Source organism: Deinococcus apachensis DSM 19763 (assembly GCF_000381345.1).
Lineage (GTDB): Bacteria > Deinococcota > Deinococci > Deinococcales > Deinococcaceae > Deinococcus > Deinococcus apachensis.
Genome location: NZ_KB906406.1, coordinates 25244 through 41857, shown reverse-complemented (window position 1 = coordinate 41857; position 16614 = coordinate 25244). Strand labels below are relative to the sequence as shown.

General features: G+C 70.9%; 18 protein-coding genes. 4 read left to right on the top strand and 14 right to left on the bottom strand.

The window, feature by feature from the left end; all coding sequences use genetic code 11:
- Positions 1-34: 34 nt before the first annotated feature.
- The 4 genes from F784_RS0113610 to ruvX all read right to left on the bottom strand — a co-directional run bounded on the left by F784_RS0113610 (position 35) and on the right by ruvX (position 4135).
- Positions 35-1045 carry an alpha/beta hydrolase gene (locus F784_RS0113610; protein ID WP_019587279.1) on the bottom strand — a complete coding sequence of 337 codons (1011 nt, stop codon included), beginning with the start codon at positions 1043-1045 and terminating at the stop codon, positions 35-37.
- 23 nt (positions 1046-1068) lie between these two features.
- Entirely contained in the window at positions 1069-1827 is a 759-nt protein-coding gene (locus F784_RS0113605) for a nucleotidyltransferase domain-containing protein (RefSeq protein ID WP_019587278.1), read from the bottom strand.
- Positions 1828-1912: 85 nt separating this feature from the next.
- Positions 1913-3598, bottom strand: a complete 1686-nt coding sequence (locus F784_RS0113600; protein ID WP_019587277.1) for a long-chain fatty acid--CoA ligase — start codon at positions 3596-3598, stop codon at positions 1913-1915.
- Positions 3599-3727: 129 nt separating this feature from the next.
- Entirely contained in the window at positions 3728-4135 is a 408-nt protein-coding gene (gene ruvX, locus F784_RS0113595; protein ID WP_019587276.1) for a Holliday junction resolvase RuvX, read from the bottom strand.
- Between the two features lie 64 nt (positions 4136-4199).
- Here ruvX and F784_RS0113590 point away from each other — a divergent pair, with 64 nt between their 5' ends.
- The 3 genes from F784_RS0113590 to F784_RS0113580 all read left to right on the top strand — a co-directional run bounded on the left by F784_RS0113590 (position 4200) and on the right by F784_RS0113580 (position 7212).
- Positions 4200-4985, top strand: coding sequence for an enoyl-CoA hydratase-related protein (locus tag F784_RS0113590; protein ID WP_019587275.1), 786 nt, complete (start codon positions 4200-4202; stop codon positions 4983-4985).
- 521 nt (positions 4986-5506) lie between these two features.
- The gene (locus tag F784_RS0113585; protein WP_026332471.1) at positions 5507-6226 is read left to right on the top strand and encodes a M23 family metallopeptidase; all 720 of its coding nucleotides are present in this window, start codon (positions 5507-5509) and stop codon (positions 6224-6226) included.
- Between the two features lie 20 nt (positions 6227-6246).
- Entirely contained in the window at positions 6247-7212 is a 966-nt protein-coding gene (locus tag F784_RS0113580; RefSeq protein ID WP_019587273.1) for a PD40 domain-containing protein, read from the top strand.
- Here F784_RS0113580 and F784_RS0113575 read toward each other — a convergent pair.
- The 7 genes from F784_RS0113575 to F784_RS0113545 all read right to left on the bottom strand — a co-directional run bounded on the left by F784_RS0113575 (position 7209) and on the right by F784_RS0113545 (position 14022).
- The gene (locus F784_RS0113575; RefSeq protein ID WP_026332470.1) at positions 7209-7772 is read right to left on the bottom strand and encodes a chloramphenicol phosphotransferase CPT family protein; all 564 of its coding nucleotides are present in this window, start codon (positions 7770-7772) and stop codon (positions 7209-7211) included. The two genes, F784_RS0113580 and F784_RS0113575, sit on opposite strands and share 4 nt — an antisense overlap.
- A gap of 22 nt (positions 7773-7794) precedes the next feature.
- Positions 7795-9342, bottom strand: coding sequence for a threonine ammonia-lyase, biosynthetic (gene ilvA, locus F784_RS0113570; RefSeq protein ID WP_019587271.1), 1548 nt, complete (start codon positions 9340-9342; stop codon positions 7795-7797).
- Positions 9343-9536: 194 nt separating this feature from the next.
- The gene (locus tag F784_RS0113565) at positions 9537-10757 is read right to left on the bottom strand and encodes an erythromycin esterase family protein (protein ID WP_026332469.1); all 1221 of its coding nucleotides are present in this window, start codon (positions 10755-10757) and stop codon (positions 9537-9539) included.
- Between the two features lie 253 nt (positions 10758-11010).
- Entirely contained in the window at positions 11011-11361 is a 351-nt protein-coding gene (locus tag F784_RS0113560; RefSeq protein ID WP_019587269.1) for a four-helix bundle copper-binding protein, read from the bottom strand.
- Positions 11362-11466: 105 nt separating this feature from the next.
- On the bottom strand, positions 11467-12681 hold the full coding sequence (locus F784_RS0113555; RefSeq protein ID WP_019587268.1) for a vWA domain-containing protein: 1215 nt from the start codon (positions 12679-12681) through the stop codon (positions 11467-11469).
- Entirely contained in the window at positions 12678-13550 is an 873-nt protein-coding gene (locus tag F784_RS0113550; RefSeq protein WP_245557867.1) for an AAA family ATPase, read from the bottom strand. Before F784_RS0113550 ends, F784_RS0113555 begins: the two co-directional genes overlap by 4 nt.
- A gap of 7 nt (positions 13551-13557) precedes the next feature.
- Entirely contained in the window at positions 13558-14022 is a 465-nt protein-coding gene (locus tag F784_RS0113545; protein ID WP_019587266.1) for an SRPBCC family protein, read from the bottom strand.
- 82 nt (positions 14023-14104) lie between these two features.
- Between F784_RS0113545 and F784_RS0113540 the strand changes: the two genes are divergently transcribed.
- Positions 14105-14734 (top strand): nucleotidyltransferase family protein, encoded by a 630-nt coding sequence (locus tag F784_RS0113540; RefSeq protein ID WP_019587265.1) that lies wholly within the window; start codon positions 14105-14107, stop codon positions 14732-14734.
- 9 nt (positions 14735-14743) lie between these two features.
- Here F784_RS0113540 and F784_RS0113535 read toward each other — a convergent pair whose 3' ends face one another.
- From F784_RS0113535 to F784_RS0113525, 3 genes are read right to left on the bottom strand one after another with little or no spacing between them, the layout of a single operon-like run.
- Entirely contained in the window at positions 14744-15505 is a 762-nt protein-coding gene (locus F784_RS0113535; protein ID WP_019587264.1) for a CHAD domain-containing protein, read from the bottom strand.
- On the bottom strand, positions 15502-16335 hold the full coding sequence (locus F784_RS0113530) for a metallophosphoesterase (RefSeq protein WP_019587263.1): 834 nt from the start codon (positions 16333-16335) through the stop codon (positions 15502-15504). Before F784_RS0113530 ends, F784_RS0113535 begins: the two co-directional genes overlap by 4 nt.
- A complete protein-coding gene (locus tag F784_RS0113525; protein WP_019587262.1) occupies positions 16332-16595 on the bottom strand; it encodes a hypothetical protein in 264 nt (87 codons plus the stop codon). The genes F784_RS0113530 and F784_RS0113525 overlap by 4 nt, the downstream gene beginning before the upstream one ends.
- Positions 16596-16614 lie beyond the last annotated feature (19 nt).

Genomic DNA, 16614 nt, shown 5'->3' with positions numbered 1-16614 from the left:
GGTGGGGGCCAGGCGGGTGAGTTCCCAGCCTTCCTCAACCCCCCTGCATGTACAGGAACGCCTCGGGCAGCGCCTCGCGCCACGTCACCCAGTTGTGGCCGCTGGGGTACTCGCGGTACTGGTGCTCCACCCCGCCGTCGGCGAGCGCGGCGGCCATCCGCCGGTTGGGGGCCGTCAGCCACTCCAGCGTGCCCGTGTCGAGGCTGACGCGCAGGTGCCGGGGCGGCGCTGCCTCCAGCCGTTCCCTCAGCCACTCGCCCGCCGTGGTCGTGTCGATGGTCCCGTCAGCGTCGGTCGCGCCGGGCCGGGCGATGAAGGCCCCCGAGTGGCTCACCACCCGGCTGAAGAGGTCGGGGTGCGTGCTGCCCAGGTGCAGCGAGATCAGCCCTCCCAGCGAGGCTCCCCACAGCCCCCGCTCGCCCACGGTGGCGTGTTCACCCTCGACTCGGGGAAAGACCTCCTCCCGCAGGAAGTCCAGGTAGCGGCCGTTGAGGTAATACTCCGCGCTGCGGTCGCCCGGCTCGACGAAGACGAGCACCGCGCCCAAGGCGAGTCCCCGCTCCACCGCCCGGTCCATCACCTCGCCCAGCTTGCCGGTGCGGTAAAAGGCCACCCCGTCCTGCACGTAGTAGACGGGCGCGGGCCGCGAGGGGTCGTGGCCGTGCGGCGTGTAGACGACGGCGCGGCGGGTGCCGGGAAAGACGTTGCCCTCCCAGGTCAGGCGGTGGGCCGTACCTCTCTGCGTTGCCTCCGGCCCCTGCCAGAGGGGGTGACGGACGTACTTCCCCACCTCCACCGCGCGGGGATAGGGCCACCAGGGATTGAGGCTCCTCTGGGGATTGTCGGGGTCGGCAAAAGGCTCTCCCGCCGCGTCCAGCCAGGCGTACTCCACCCAGGCGCCGCGCGGCAGCGTGAGAGTGAGGGGCTGCCCCCCATCAACGGGAATCGCGGGCTTTTTCTTCCAGTCGGTCATGTCGCCCACGAGCGCCGCCGCGCCCTCCGGCGGAAAGAAGGTGACCTGCTGCCCCTGCACCGAAACGGCCATGAGGGGGATTGTACGGGGCGGGGTCAGCCGGGGAGGAACGCGCAGGCCCGGCGGGCAGCCTCCTGCGCCAACTCCCTGTCCGGGCCATCCGGCCAGCGGGTGAGGGCGACGGCGCGTTCGTAGGCGGTCAAGGCTGCCCTCCCCCGCGCGGACAGGTCCCCAGGGGTGAGTCCGACCATGCTCGCGTAGGCTCCACGCCACACCGCGTCTTCCCAGGCGTCCCGGGCCAGCGTCAGATACCGGTTCTCGGTGGGGATCAGGGTGCCGGTGCTCAGGAGGGCCGCGTCGCCCAGCGCGAAGCTCAGGCCGACCAGGGCGAGGGCAATCTTCCCGTCGTCCCGGGTCAGCAGGCCGCCCATGACCTTGTGCAGCTCCTCCACTGTGCCCGCAAGGCGCCGCGCCGCCAGGGCGCCAGCTGCCTGCGCCAGCTCTGCCCACTGCACCGCCCGTGCCCGGTCCCGGAGTGCTGCGAACACACCGTCCGGATCGTGGAGCGGCACCCCCGAGCGCAGGGAGGTCAGATTCCACAGGGTCGTCTCCGGCTCCGTAAAGGCCCGCTCCCGGTGGGGCACCATGGACCGCTCCACGCTGACGAGGACGCCCCCCCGGTACGTCACGTCATTCCGCACGAACTCGTCCGAGGCGACGAGAACCGAGAGGTCCAGGTCGCTGTACTCGTCCGCCTCGCCCCGAGCGTGGCTGCCCGTCAGGAAGACGGCGAGGACGCCCGGTTCGGCCCTCAGGTCGCGCAGGACCTCCTCCAGAACACTGGGATACGACATGGGACAGTCTTGCCCGCCGCCCACCCGACCCGCCTCCGCTGAATGACGCAGGGGGTGTACCCGCGCGGAGAGACAGCCTCTGACCTTATTCCACGCTGTTCGCCGCCGCCTGCGCCGCGTTCCCGTACACCCGATACTGCTCGCGCAACTCGCGCTTCAGGAACTTGCCGGTGGCGCCGATGGGGATGCTCTCGACGACTACCGTGGCGTCGGGGAGCCACCACTTGGCGAACCTGGGCGCCAGGAAGGCCGTCAACTCCTCGTGGGTCACCTGCCCCTCGGGCTTCAGGGTCACGACCGCCAGGGGCCGCTCGTCCCACTTGGGATCGTCCATGGCGATCACGGCGCACTGGGCGACGGCGGGGTGGGCCATGATTGCGTTTTCCAGGTCCACGGAGCTGATCCACTCGCCGCCCGACTTGATCAGGTCCTTGGCCCGGTCCTGGATGTGCATGAAGCCCCGCTCGTCCAGCGTGGCGATGTCGCCCGTGTCGAACCACAGCTCGCCGTCCAGCTCGAAGAAGTTGCCCTGGCCCTCGCCCCTGAAGTAACTGTTGGCGATCCAGGGACCGCGGGCGATCAGGCGGCCCATCGTCTTGCCGTCGTGGGGCAGCCGCTCGCCCTCTTCCGAGAGGAGGTCGAGAAACACCAGCGGCACCGGGCGGCCCTGCTTGGCCCGCAGCGCGTAGCCCTCGTCGCTGCGCTCGTCCACGCCGGGGGGCACGCTGCTCGCGGTGCCCAGCGGGTGCGTCTCGGTCATGCCCCAGGCGTGCGCGAGTTTCAGGTCGTGGCGGTCCTCGAAGGCGCGAATCAGGCTCTCGGGCGCCGCGCTACCCCCGATGACGAGGCGTTCCAGGCGCGAGAGGTCGTAGGGCTGCCCCTCCGCCCTCGCCCGGTCGAGTTCGGCGAGCAGGCCCATCCAGATCGTCGGGACGCCCGCCGTGATCGTCACCCGCTCGTCTTGCATGAGCCGGGCCAGCGTGCGCCCATCGCTGAAGGGTCCGGCGTAGACCTGGCTGGCCCCGTACATCGCGCAGGTGTACGGCAGGCCCCAGGCGTTCACGTGGAACATGGGCACGACCGGCAGCACGACGTCATGCTCCCCGACGTTGAGGGTGTCCTTGGGCGCGCTGGCGAGCGAGTGCAGGACGGTCGAGCGGTGGGAGTACAGCACGCCCTTGGGGTTGCCCGTCGTGCCGCTCGTGTAGCACATCGCCGCCGCGTCGTTCTCGCCGATGGGCGGGTAGGAGCGCATGGGTTCGTGGCTCATCACCCAGGCGTCGTAATCCTCCGCCCCCTCGACCGGCTGCGGCATGGGGCCCAGGACGAAAACCCGTTCCAGGCTCGGGCAGGCTGCGCGCAGGGCGGGGATCATCCCTGCGAAGATGTTTTCCACTACTAGGACGCGGTCTTCCGCGTGGTTCAGAATCCAGGCGATTTGATCGGCGTGCAGCCGGATATTGACCGTGTGCAGCACCAGCCCGGCGCTCGGGACCCCCAGGTACGCCTCCAGGTGCCGGAAGGAATTCACCGCGAGCGTCGCCACCCGGTCGCCGGGGTTCAGGCCCAGCGAGCGCAGCCCCGCTCCCAGCCGCAGCGCCCGGTCGGCCACCTCGCCGTAGGTCGTGCGGTACTTCTTCGGAATGGGGTTCCCCGACTCGTCGCGCCCGGCGGGGAGCAGACTGACGATCTCGCGCCCGGCGAAGATCGTCCGCGCCCGCTCCAGGATGAAGGGGATGGTAAGGGGAACGTCCATCATGTTGCCTTGCATATGACCTCCAGCGGAAACGGGAGTGGCGGGCCGCCGCCTGGGGCGTGCCACGGAAGCCGAAACCTGCGTGTGGGGGCATTGTACCGGCAAACTAAACCCGGTCCAACGAGGGGGCCAGCTGGGGGAGGATCAGTCCTCCGTCTGCTCCTCCCGCCCCATCAGGTACAACTCCAGAATCTGCACCGCCGCCGCCTCGTCCTCGTCCGCGGCGCCCAGCTCTCGGGCACGGCGGGTGGTGAACCGTTCGTCCTGGTAGGCGACGGTGTAGCCCTTCTCCTGAAGGACCCTCCCGAAGGCGCGCACCCGGTCGGCCGAGGGGCTGTGCGCGCCGTCCGTCCGCAGCGGCAAGCCGAGGAGGAGCAACTCCGCGCCCGTCTCCTCGACCTTGAGGCGCACGGCCTTGAGGTCCAGCGGCAGCCGCTTGCGGTCCACGCTGCCCCGCCCGAAGGCCAGCCGCCCCGCGTTCACTGCGAAGCCGATCCGCGACTTGCTCACGTCGAGCGCCAGGACGACGGGAAGGGGGGAGGGGCCAGGCATCGGGGTGAGTGTAGCGGAGGGCCTTCTCCCGGGGCCACCTACCCGGACGCGCTACGCTGCCGCCATGACCGCCGAACCTGTGATCCTGGTGGAGACCCGCGCGGGTGTCCGCACCCTCAGCCTTAATCGCCCGGACAAGCTCAACGCCGCCAACGACGCGCTGCTCCTCACGCTGACGGAGGAGCTGAGGACCGCCGACGCCGACCCCGCCGTGCGGGTGATCGTGGTGACGGGGTCGGGCCGGGGCTTCTGCGCCGGGCAGGATCTGGGCGACGTGTCGGGGCGGGACATGACCTTCACCGAGCACCTGAACCACACCTACAACCCGCTGATCCGCACGATTCGGGGTCTGGGCAAGCCGGTCATCACCGCTGTGAACGGGGTCGCGGCGGGGGCGGGGGCGAGCCTGGCGCTCTCGGGTGACATCCGGCTGTGGTCGCGGTCGGCCAGCCTGATCGAGGTCTTTTCCAACATCGCGCTCGTGCCGGACTCGGGGAGCACGTGGTTCCTGCCGCGTCTGGTGGGCTACCACCGCGCCTTCGAGCTGATGGCCCTGGCCGAGCGGGTGGGGGCGGAGGAGGGGCTGCGGCTGGGGCTGTGCGAGCACGTCTATCCGGACGAGTCCTTCCGGGCGGACGTTCAGGCTTACGCGGAGCGGCTGGCGGTGCGGCCCGCGAATGCGCTGAGGCTGACGAAGCAGGCGCTGAACGCCGCGCTGACGACCACGTTGGATCAGGCGCTGGAGAAGGAGGCGGAACTTCAGCAGCTCGCGGGGGATCACTGGGAGCATGAGGAGGGGGTGACGGCGTTCAAGGCTCGGCGGGCGCCGGAGTTTGTACGGGAGGCGTGAGGGGACAGGGCGTCTTGCTTCGGGTTGCCCCCACCCCCCTACCCCTACAGGGGCAGGGGGAGTGGCGCTGCGCTGGGCAAGGTCCCGACCCGTCGCGCCTGTGGTCGCTTTTCTCTACGTGTCATGTTTGATCTTGCTGCATTCCAGGCTGCTCACCCACCGTCTCGCTGCGCGAGCAAGGCGGGGTGAAGGCCGTGCGAGAGCGAGCTGAGGGCAGGAATCGGCCGTCCACAAGAGACGGTTTAAGAGCTTTGGCGCTCTTCACCCCTTCCTCCTTGTGGGGAGGCTGGAACTCGTAGAGCTGCTTGCAGAGGGAGGAGGCAAGCGCCAGCTTGCCCTTCCTTGAGGCTCCCCCCCAGCCCCTGCTGCAAAATCCGCCTGCATAATTTGACTTCCCCTGCATCCCACGCTATCTTCTTTACATCACCGCCGAACGGGCGGATTTTTTATTTCCCACCCCTCGCATCTGCTCCTGTAACCCCGCGCACCGTCACCCGCGCGCTGCTGGGTGACCATCGTGCATGTTGCTCAGAAGAGTGGCGGTGGGCGGCGTGCTGGCCGCCTCGGCGGTGGCGTTGGCGCATTACGCGCCTGCGCTCCCGGACAGCGCGATAGCGAAACCGGCGCGGCAGTTCGGGTTGCCGTTCTCGGGGGCGCCGGGGCCGGACACCTGGCTGCTGGGGCAGGGGTACGGGAACACGACGGGGGCGTACCGGCAGCGGCGCAGCACGTACGTGAACCTCCAGGGCCTGCACGCGGGGCTGGATTTCAGCGCCCCATGTGGCACGCCTGTTCGCGCCATCGGGGACGGGGTGGTGGCCGAGGTGGACGGGTCGCACGGCAGCCCGCCGCACAACGTGGTGATTGACCACGCGGGGAATCTCAGCAGCCTGTACGGGCACCTGCGGGTGCGCTCGCCTCTGCGGGTCGGGCAGCGGGTCACGCGCGGGCAGGTCATCGGGGAGAGCGGCGACTCGCAGTTCACCTGCGTCAGCGCGCCGCACCTGCACCTGGAGATCCGCGACCGCTCGCACCAGCGCCTCTTCAATCCGGTGCCGTACATCGCCGCCGACTGGGAGACGCTGGCGCTGGCGGGCAGTTTCGGGCGCGGGTACGAGTACGACCTGGCCGCGCCCCGCCGGTGGCAGACGCCGGAGTCCCAGCCCGAGGTGCGCCGGGGTGGGCGAATCCTCAACGAGTTCGCCCGGCCGTGGCCGCCCGCTCCCGGAGGTGCGCGGTGAGGCGGCCCGGGATGAAAAGGATGGCGGCGCTCGCTTTCGCCCTGGGAGCTTCTGCCCTCGCGGCCACCCTGCCCTCCAAGGCCGTGCTGAGTGGGACGTGCTGCCCCGGGGCGGTGTGGACGCCCGATTCGCGCGCCCTGCTGTTTCTGGACGGCCCCCCCGCTCGGGGGAGCACGGGCATCTACCAGGTCCCAGCGAACGGGGGCCCGGTCACGCGGCGGTTTTCCAGCGTGGCCTATTTCTCGCCCCTGTTGCGGTGGGCGGTGCGGCCCGGGACAGGCGAGGCCACGACCCTGGAGCGGCTGGCCGACGGGCGGAAGTTCACCCTGCCCACCTATGGCGGCGACGTGACCTGGAACGCCGCTGAGACGCGGCTGGCCTACACCCGCAGCGCCACGACCGGGAACTTCGACCGCCGCAGCACGCGCGTCTTCGTCGCCGACGTGTTCGGGGCACCCCGGCAGGTCGCCACCCTATATGGCGGCGGGGTGGGGGGGTGGCTGAACGACTCCACCCTCCTGCTGACGGGCAAGCGCAACCCGGGTGACCGGGACCGCGACCTCTACACGTTGAACACCCGGACGGGGGCGCGGCGCACCCTCGCCACCGCCCTGTCCTTCCGGGGGCTCAGCGTCAGCCCGGACGGGGCGCGGGTGGTGTATTACGTCGCCTTCGACTCGGCGGCCCGCAATGGCCTGTGGCTGCGGCCCACGGCGGGGGGCGCGTCGCGCAAACTGGACGCCTTCGGCTCGTACCGTTGGCGCGACGCGAACCGCCTGCTGCTGATCCCCCTGACGCCGGGTGGAGGCCCCCACGTCCTGCGCGAGTACGACGTGCGGACAAACACCTGGCGCACCCTCGGTGACCTGGGCGATCAGGTGCGGCAGGGCGATTGGTCCGTCAGCCCCGACGGCAAGAAGGTCGCGTACCTCAGCGCGCGGGACGGGAACGTGCGGGTGGTGGAGCTGCCGGAGAACGGGGATTAGGGGCGGGAGAGGGCGCCGGGCGTCCGCCTCACCTGCCACGCGGTGATGATGGCGGCGGCGTTTTCCTCCGGTGAGCGCCGGGAGTCCACCTCGAAGTCGTAGCGGGTGAAGGTATGCACGGTCAGCAGGTCGCGCCGGGCGTCCCCGGGGCGGCGGTCGCCGCGCTCCCTCTCCCGCCGCTCCAGTTCGTCCGGGGGACAGTGCACGCCGACCAGGAAAACGTCGAAGGGCCGCAGCAGCTCTGCCAGGCGCCGCCACCCTTCCGGCGTCTCGATGATGTAATCCACCACGAGGTTGTTCCCGGCGCCCAGGAACGCGGGGAGGCAGCGGTGGTAGCCCTCGAACAGCCGGGGCCGCATCGCCGCCCAGGTGAAGGGGCCGTCCGGGTCACGCCGCCGGGGCAGCACTCCCACCCCGAACATTAGGAAGTCCAGCGAGAACTGGAGGAAGGGTTCGTCGATCTGCGCCTGAATGGCCCGGCACAGCGTCGATTTCCCGGCACTCGACGCGCCGTTGAGAAGGATCAGCTTGCCCGGGGGCACGTCGGGGGAGGGGGTCACGCCCTGCACCCTACCCGCCCCCTCACGTCAGGAACAGCCGGTACGCCGCGTTCCCCGTCATGTCCGTCGCCGGGTAGCCCAGGCCGTTCAGGAAGGCGGCGAAGTCGGCCTCCTGGCCCTCGGGCACCTGAATTCCCGCCAGAACCCGGCCGTGCGCGCTCCCGTGATTGCGGTAGTGGAAGAGGCTGATGTTCCAGCGGGCGTGCAGGTGCGTCAGGAACTCCAGCAGGGCGCCGGGCCGCTCGGGGAAGGTGAAGGAATACACCCGCTCGTCGGTGGCTTCCGGCGCCCGCCCGCCGACCATATGCCGGACGTGGACCTTGGCGAGTTCGTCGTCGGTGAGGTCGGTGACGGCGTACCCCTGCGCGGTGAGGGTGTCCACGAGTTCCGCCCGCTCGGCGGGAGAGCCGAGTTGCACCCCCACGAAGATGCGGGCGTCGGCGCGGGGCGCGTAGCGGTAGTTGAACTCGGTGATCGCACGCGGCCCCACCACCTCGATAAAGGCGCGGAAGGCCCCGGGCCGCTCGGGGATCGTCACGGCCAGGATCGCCTCCCGCCGCTCGCCGATCTCCGCCCGCTCGGCCACGTGGCGCAGGCGGTCGAAGTTGACGTTCGCCCCGCAGGTCAGGGCGACGAGGGTTTCCCCCATCAGCCCGCGCTCCGCCGCGTACCGCTTGAGGCCCGCCACCGCGAGCGCCCCAGCTGGTTCCATCACCGCGCGGGTGTCGTCGAACACGTCCTTGATCGCCGCGCAGACCTCGTCGGTGTTCACCCGCACCCAGTCGTCCACATAGCGGCGGGTCAGGTCGAAGGTGTAGGCGCCCACCTGCTTGACGGCCACGCCGTCCACGAAGATGCCCACCGTGTCCAGCCGCACCCGCTCTCCGGCCTGGAGGCTCCGGTACATCGCGTCGGAGTCGTCCGGCTCGACCCCCACAATCCGCACGTCGGGTCGCAGGGCCTTGAGGACGCCCGCCACGCCTGCGATCAGACCCCCGCCTCCCACTGGCACGAACACCGTGTACGCGTCGTCCTCGACCTGCCGCAGCAGTTCCAGCGCCACCGTGCCCTGCCCGGCCAGGACCAGTGGGTCGTCGTACGGGTGGACAAAGGTGAGATTTCGCTCGCGCTGAAGGGTGTAGGCGTGCGTCTCCGCGTCGCTGAAGGAGTCCCCGTGGAGGACAACCTCCGCCCCCCGGCGGCGGCAGGCCTGCACCTTGATGTCGGGGGTGGTCACGGGCATCACGATCACGGCATGGATGTCCAGTTGCTGCGCCGCAAACGCCACCCCCTGCGCGTGGTTCCCCGCCGAGGCGCAGATCACGCCGCGGGCGGCCTCAGCGGGCGTGAGCTGGCTCATCTTGTTGTACGCCCCGCGCAGCTTGAAGGAGAAGATGGGCTGCTGGTCCTCGCGCTTGAGCCACACCGCGTTGCCGGTGCGGGCGCTGAGAGCAGGTGCCGCACTGAGGGGCGTCTCCACCGCCGCGCCGTACACCTTGCTCGTCAGCGCCAGCCTCAGCACGTCCTGCGCGTCCAGCGTCCCCGGCGTGAAGTCCTGTGTTCGCGTCATCGGTCTCCCGGTAAGAAAAGCCCCCGCCTGGGGTGCGGGGGTGGAGGTGCAGCGCGCGGGCTGGAACCGTCAGTCCCCGAACCCTGGAATAATTCGCGCCGCCTGCATGGGAGCAGCATAGGCGCGGGGTGGGAGAGGAGCGGCGGGAGGGGTAGACAAGGCGGGGTGGGGCGCTCGCCGCGGACCCGACGTGCTCAGCCGGTCGCGTGCCCCACGAACAGCACGCCGTCCGTGAGGGACAGTTGTTCTGCCTTGAGGGGGAAATAAGGATAAGAACCGGCTCGCACGGGAGCGTCCGTTCGCGCCGTCAGTCGTTCAGGGAGTGCAGCGGTCAGTTCCCGGGAGGGAAGCAGGGAAGCGGAGCCGGTCAGCTTCAGGAGAACGCCTTGCAACGTGTCCGGGGCGGGCTCCCCGATGCCCTTTGCCGGTGCCGTCCCCAGATCGCTCGCAATGAAGGCGTACCGCGTGCCCAGGCGGAGGCTGACGTGCGCCCCGGCACTCCACCACTCCAGACTCATGCCGCCCATCTTCATCACGCTGATCGGGCGTTGCAGGTGGCTGTTGTGGGCGAACACGAGCGTCGGCCCGCGCTCCTGTTCTCGCTCGGCGATGGCGATCAGGTTGTCGGCCATCATCAGGTCACGCCGCGCCAGCATTCGCGCCACCCGGTCGGACGCCGGGTCGGCGATGACCGCGTGGTAACGAAGCAGGCCCGCCGCCGTGCGGGCGTGCAGCCTCGCTTCCCAGAGATCGGGTTGTGCGGCCAGCCCTGGCGCTTCGGTTTCCAGGAGGCCGCAAAGATCGTCGGCCAGCAGCCGGAGATCCCGCGCTTCCCCGCTGTTGCCGATGGACTGTGTCGCGTCCATTCCGGCCGCCGGATTGGTCCAGCGGGTGTCCTCCCCGCAGAGGCGTTCAAGGGTGCTCCGGTCCACAGCCAGGGTGCCCAGATGGGTGGTCAGGAAGCTGTGCAGGGCGAGCAGGCTGGCGCGGGGACTGGCCGCCCACAGATTCTCCAGGGGAGCGTCGAAGCCGTAAAAGCGCAGGTGGTCGGCGGGGTCGCGGCTCGCGTTGAAGCCCCTCATCCACCCGACCAGCTCCCGGTTGGCCGGGATGGAACCGAAGTCGTGGCTGAAGCCCGTCCGCATGACCTCATCCAGCGCGTCTTGGCCCGACGTGACGTAAGCGTTCACCCGCAGGCTAGCGAAGATGTCACTTTCGAGGGCGATGGCGCGGAAGCCGTGATCTTCGGCCAGGGTGCGGAAGATGCGGTTGCGCCAGGCCGGAAAGGCGTCGAGGCGATGAGTCGGTTCACCCAGGGCGAGGAGTTGCGGCGGGGCGGGCAAGCTGCCCAGAAAAGAAGAGACGGCGGTGCGCGGCTCGGTCAGGTCCCAGCCGGTCTGGAGTGAATCGGGCATGGTCTGCTCCTTTGCCACTGGGCGCGCCTGCTCTGGCCTCCTCAGCATTCCTGTGGCCGATGTGAGCATCCTGACGGAGTTTTGCTTATCAAAGCTTAATGACCAACTGGGGCGGGCTGACGCTCGTCACCCCCCGACCCTCTCTTTGGAGTCTTGCGAGCCCGCCAGCAGCCCTGCGAGTGAGGGAGAAAAGCAGCCACCCCCCACATTTTCGTGTTTGGCGGAGTTGAACCCCGCCGCCCCTTTCCTGACTCTACGCGGCCATCCGGCGGCAGCTCTCCTCGCAGCGGCGGCAGGCCTCAGCGCACAGGCGGCAGTGGTCGTGGTGACCGGCGTGGCGCTCGCATTCGGCGGCGCAGGCTCCACACGCCTCGGCGCACATCCGGCAGGCCTCCAGATGCAGGGCGCTGGCCCGCATCAACAGCCGGGCGGTCAGGGCGCAGGCGTCGGCGCAGTCGCGGTCGAGCCGGATGCACTCGCGCAGCATGTCGATGTCCGGCTCGTCCAGGCAGGCCTCGGCGCAGACCTCGCAGGCCCGCAGGCAGGAGAGGCAGGCTTCCAGGCACTCCTGCATCATCTGGACATTCGTCACCGGCTGGGTCATGGGTGGGCCTCCTGGCCCTACCGTTCGCCTTCCTGGGCCCGGCAAGATGGGGCGGACCTTCACCCGGGCTTCAGGCCTGGGTATCCCTTCCCGCGTCTGGCCCCTTTACCGCCGTAGGCGTCCCCCCAATGCCCGCAGGTCCTCCAGTCCCCCGGCGGGCAGGAAGGCGTCCAGGTGCGGCAGGGCTGCCTGCACCGCCCGCTGGACGGGTTGATAGCCGGGCAGGGCAGCCAGCGGCGAGAGCCAGACGATCAGGCCCGCTCGCGCCCGCAGGTCCCGCAACGCGCGGGTCAGCGTCTCCGGCTCACCCGTGTCCAGGCCGTCACTCAGGATCAGAACGGCAGTGTCGCGGCTGACCCGCGCCCGTTCCCCGCGCGTCAGCCGCAGCAGGTTCTCGCCGATGCGGGTGCCGCCGCCCCACGCCTCGCCCAGGTCGGGCAGGGTGAGGGGACCGCCGGGCGGCGCGCGGCGCAGGAGGGGAGTCAGGCGGGTAAGGCCCGTGCTGAAGGCATACACCTCGACTCGCCGGGAGCGAAGATGGAGGGCCTGGGCGAAGCGCAGCAGCAGCGTCGCGCTTTTTCCCATGCTGCGGCTGCCGTCGAGCACGAGCAGAAAACGCGGAGCCCGGCGGGGGCGGCCCAACCAGCGCAGCCGGGCCGGGTCTCCTGCCGTGCCTGCCGCCGCCCGCAGGGTGCGCCGGGCATCCAGGCGGGCGCCACGGGGTTGTGGGACGAGCCGCCGCCCCCGCCCCAGTTCCACCGCCTGAACGAGCGCCCCCGCCGCCCGGAGAAGGTCCGGGAGGTCGCCCTCCAGCGCGTCCACCCGGCCCCCGGCCCCCGCGTGGGGACTCAACCGGGCGGTGAGGATTCGGGCTGGGGTGTCCGGCTCGCCCTCCGTCTCACGGTCCGGGTTGGGATGGGAGGAAGAGGAATTTGGGCCTTCCTCCGGGTCCTCTGCGTGTGGGCCACCGGGAACGGGCCGCTCCTCACCTGGCCCTTTCGCCAGCGGGCGTGAGGGTGGGGGAGGGGACAGCGGGGCCTTCGTCTCGGGCAGCAGGGGGGGCAACTGGGGCGGAGGTGGCCCCTCGCGCAGCCGGAAAAAGGCGTCGAAGGTGAGGTCGAACAGGCGGCCCTCCTCCCGGCTGGCAGTGAGTATGGCGCGCAGGGCGTCCCGGACCTCGCGCCGCTGGCCCAGATTGACCGTCCCCAGGGCCTCCAGCGCCGCCGTCGCCTCACCCGGCCCCACCCGGAAGCCGTGCGCCACGCGCAGGTGGGCGACGAGAGCGACCACCCGGTCCCGCAGGTCGGCGGTGGGGGTCACGGTGCCGCGAGTTTGCCGAGCGCCGGGCGGGCCAGAAGCTGATCCTCGCGCAGCTTGAGCACGGCGCCCAGCGTGAGGTCCAGGGCCTCGGCGTCCAGGTGATCGCGGTGCAGGGCCACCAGGGCGGCCGCCCAGTCGAGCGTCTCGGCCACACCGGGCGGCTTGCCCAGCGGCAGCTCGCGCAGGGCGTGGACGGCCCGCGTGACCTGGGCGGCGAGCGTCTCGTGAATGTTGGGCAACCGGGCCCGCACGATCTCCAGCTCCTGCGCCCGGGTGGGGTAATCCACCCACAAGTACAGGCAGCGGCGGCGCAGGGCATCGCTGAGTTCGCGGGCGCGGTTGCTTGTCAGCAGCACGTGGGGGCGGGCGGTGGCGGTCAGCGTGCCCAACTCCGGCACCGTGACCTGCCACTCGGCGAGGAGTTCGAGCAGGAAGGCCTCGAAGGCGTCGTCCGCCCGGTCCACCTCGTCGATCAGGAGGACGGGGGGCGCGGGCTGGCGGATCGCCTCCAGCAGCGGGCGGGTCATCAGGAACTCGGGACCGTACAGGTCGGCGTCCGTGACGGACCGCCCCCCCGCCTCTGCCGCGCGCAGGTGCAGGAGTTGCCGAGCATAATTCCACTCGTACAGGGCGGACTGCGCGTCCAGCCCCTCGTAACATTGGAGGCGGATCAGGCGGGTGCCCAGCGCGGCGGCGAGCGTCTTGGCCGCCTCGGTTTTGCCCACCCCCGCCGGGCCCTCCAGCAGCAGCGGTTTGCCCAGCGCGACCACGAGCCGCAGGGCGGTGGCGAGCGCGGGTCCGGCCACGTAACCCCGCTCGCGGAAGGCGGCCTGGAGGTCGAGGGGCTGATCCATCGGGGGCAGAGTCACCCCCGCCTCAGGCCAGGGTTCCGGCGCTGGCGCTCACCTGCGCGCTCATGTTCTGGAAGGTCTTCTGAATCAGCTTCTGCGCCTGCGCGTCGAGGACCCGCCCGCCCACCGTCGCCACCGGGCCACGCATGGTCGCGTCGCCCTGCCAGTCGAGGGTGGTCGTGCCGTCGCCGTTGTCCACGATGTTGGCCCCCGCCGTCAGGTCCACCACGCTGCCCAGGCCGCCGCCCTGCACCTTCACGTTCACCCGCTGGGCGGCCTCGTCGGGCTGCACCTCGATCTTGAACTTGAACTTGCCGCGCACCATGCCCACGCCGACCTGCACCGTCGCGTCCATGTGCGTCTGGTCGTGGACCACGACCTCCTGCACGTCGGGAAGGCAGCGCGCCACCCGCTCGGGGTCCTGCACAAAGCCCCACACCACCGCCGGGGGCGCTTTGACCTGTTCCTGACCGCTGTAACTCAGTTTCATGGGGAAACCTCCTGGAAAGACGTGGGTTGTCGGTGCCCCCATTCTGCCCCAGCCTTGAGGTCGTGGGCCGTACACTCCGGACATGTCCTTCTCAGGGCCGGTCGCGGGCGTGCTCCTCGCCGCCGGGCGGAGTACCCGGATGGGGCGTCCCAAACAGCTCGTCCCCCTGCGGGGCCAGCCGCTCGTGCGCCACGCCGCGCTCGCCCTGAGCGGGGGAGGTTTTGACCTTCTGCTCGCCGTCATTCCCCCCGGCGAGGTGGGGGAGGGGGTGCGGGCGGCACTCGCGGGCCTGCCCTTCACCTTCGCCGTGAATCCTGATCCGGCGCGCGGGCTGGCGGGGTCCTTCCGGGCCGCCGTCGCCGCCCTGCCCGGGGAACTGGCCGCCGTTCACTTCGCGCTGGCGGATATGCCGCTGCTCACCGGGGAGATCCACGCCCAGCTCCTCGACGCCTTCCGGGAGACGGGCGCTCCCCTCGTCCTGGCAGAGTACGGCAATGTCCAGGAGGAGGCGGTCCGCGCCCCACCCCACCTCTTCCGGGCCGACCTGCTCCCGCCCCTGCGCGTTCTGCCCGACGCCGATCACGGCCCGCGCTCGTTGCTGCGGGAGTACGCGAATCAGGCAGTCATCCTGCGGTTTCCCACCGCCCTCCTCGCGGATGTGGACACGCCGGAGGACTTGGGCCGACTGGAGGAGGGACTGCGGGGGCGCTGAGTCCTGCGCTCACGCCCCGACGTGTTCCTCCTGCTCCCCGGGGAGGGGAGTCCCCAGCGGGTCCTCCAGGTGCTCGGCCAGCGTGGGGAACAGCCCACGCACCCGCTCCCGCGCCGCCTGCCGCGCCACCTCCTCGCGGGCGATCAGGCGGGCACGCTCGAAGCGCAACAGGTCGGGGTCGCCGTGCAGGATGTCCACCACCACCTCCGCGTCCTGGAGACGGCCCAGGGCCTCCAGCGTGTCCGTCACGACGGACGGCACCTCGCCGATCAGGTCGAGCGTGTAGCGGTAGCGTTTGAGGCGCTTGCGCCAGGCATGCCACTCCTCCGAGTGCTCGGAATTCAGCACGGCCTTGCCATCCCGCAGGAGCTTGTCCCCGTCCTGCTCGATCAGGCGCCGGGCACGGCCCTTCCAGCCACTCCGCAGATCGAAGGCGGGCGGGCGCTCCGGCCACACGGTCCCGGCGAGAAGGTTCGCCCGCCGCCCGGCCCAGGTCCGGTCGAAGTACGCAAGGGTGTCCTCCGGCACGCCAAGTTCCACGAGGGCATCCCGGATGTGCCCGCCCGCCACATCGTGGTCGCGCAACGGCGCGGCGGCGCGGCGCAGGTCACGCCAGGCGCGCTCGGTCTTCCCACCCGCGTCGGCCACACGCAGCTCGGCCTGGGCCCGCCGGGTGAGTTTGCGCGCGCCGTGGACGGCCCCCGGGTCACCCGCGCGCAGGTCGTCCCACAGGGTCTTGAGGCGGCTGGCCGCCTGGCTCCGTTTGCTCATCGCAGCGACCTCCCGGTCAGGGGGACGGTGTTCGTGGGAAGCGGTTCGCCGAAGGCCGCGTAGCGCCGGGCCGCCCCCGGATCGCCCCGGCCCTCCAGCACCGTGACCTCGGGCCGTCCGGTCACGTTCACGCTCAGCAGCGCGAGGCGGCCCGTCTCGTACGCCCCCAGGTCGAGGTACACCTGCCGCCCCAGCCGCACCGGAACGCGGACGGGCGTGTGCCCGTGGACGCTGTACGTGACCCCCTCGGGCAGCGGGAAGGGGCCGTCGAAGGGCCTCAGCCACAGCGCCGCCGACTCGGGGTTGGGGTACTGGGGATGCTTCACCGGCGGGCTGGCGTGGGCGACGAGCACGCTGGGCTCCCCCGGCGGGGCGCGGTGAATCGCCCCGTCCGCCGTCACGTACACCACCCGCACGAGCGCGTCGAGGTACTCGGCCAGCCCCTGCGGAAAGCGTTCCAGCGTCAGGCCGCCCTGCCCCGCCAGCTCGCGGCGCACGCTCTCGCCGCCGTTGCCCATCCACCAGCCAAAGCCCTCCATCGCGCGGCGGTAGTCGGCCAGGTCACGCGAGGTCCCGTACCGGCGGAACCATTGCAGACCCTCCTGCGCCATGCGCTCGTGATTGCCCATCAGCAGGGTCGCGCGGCCCTGGCGGTGCAGGTCGAGCAGCAGCTCCGCGCAGTCCAGGCTCCGCGGCCCCCGGTCGAGGGCGTCCCCCAGACTCAGGAGGTGCGTATCCGGACCGTACGTCTCCCCGATATGGGCGACCGCCTCCGCCAGCAGGTCCACGCGCCCGTGCAGGTCGGGAAGGATGACGACGGGCCGCGTCATGGGCGCGCGTCTCCCGGCTCGTCGGCGAAGTCGAGCAGCGTCTGCTTGCTCCGCTCGCGCAGCAACCGGGCGCCGTCCGGGTCGGGGGTGAAGGTCACGCCGCCCCCGCCCACCGTCACCCGGTAGGCCGCGCCGTCGCGCACGTCCGGCAGCCACTCGGCGGGAAGCTGATACGTACGCCCGCGCGCGTCCTCCACATCCGCGAGGCCCGCGTCCTCGTCGAGCACGTCCACCACCAGCAGATCACCGGCCCACGTCATGGGGGCAGTCTACGCGGCC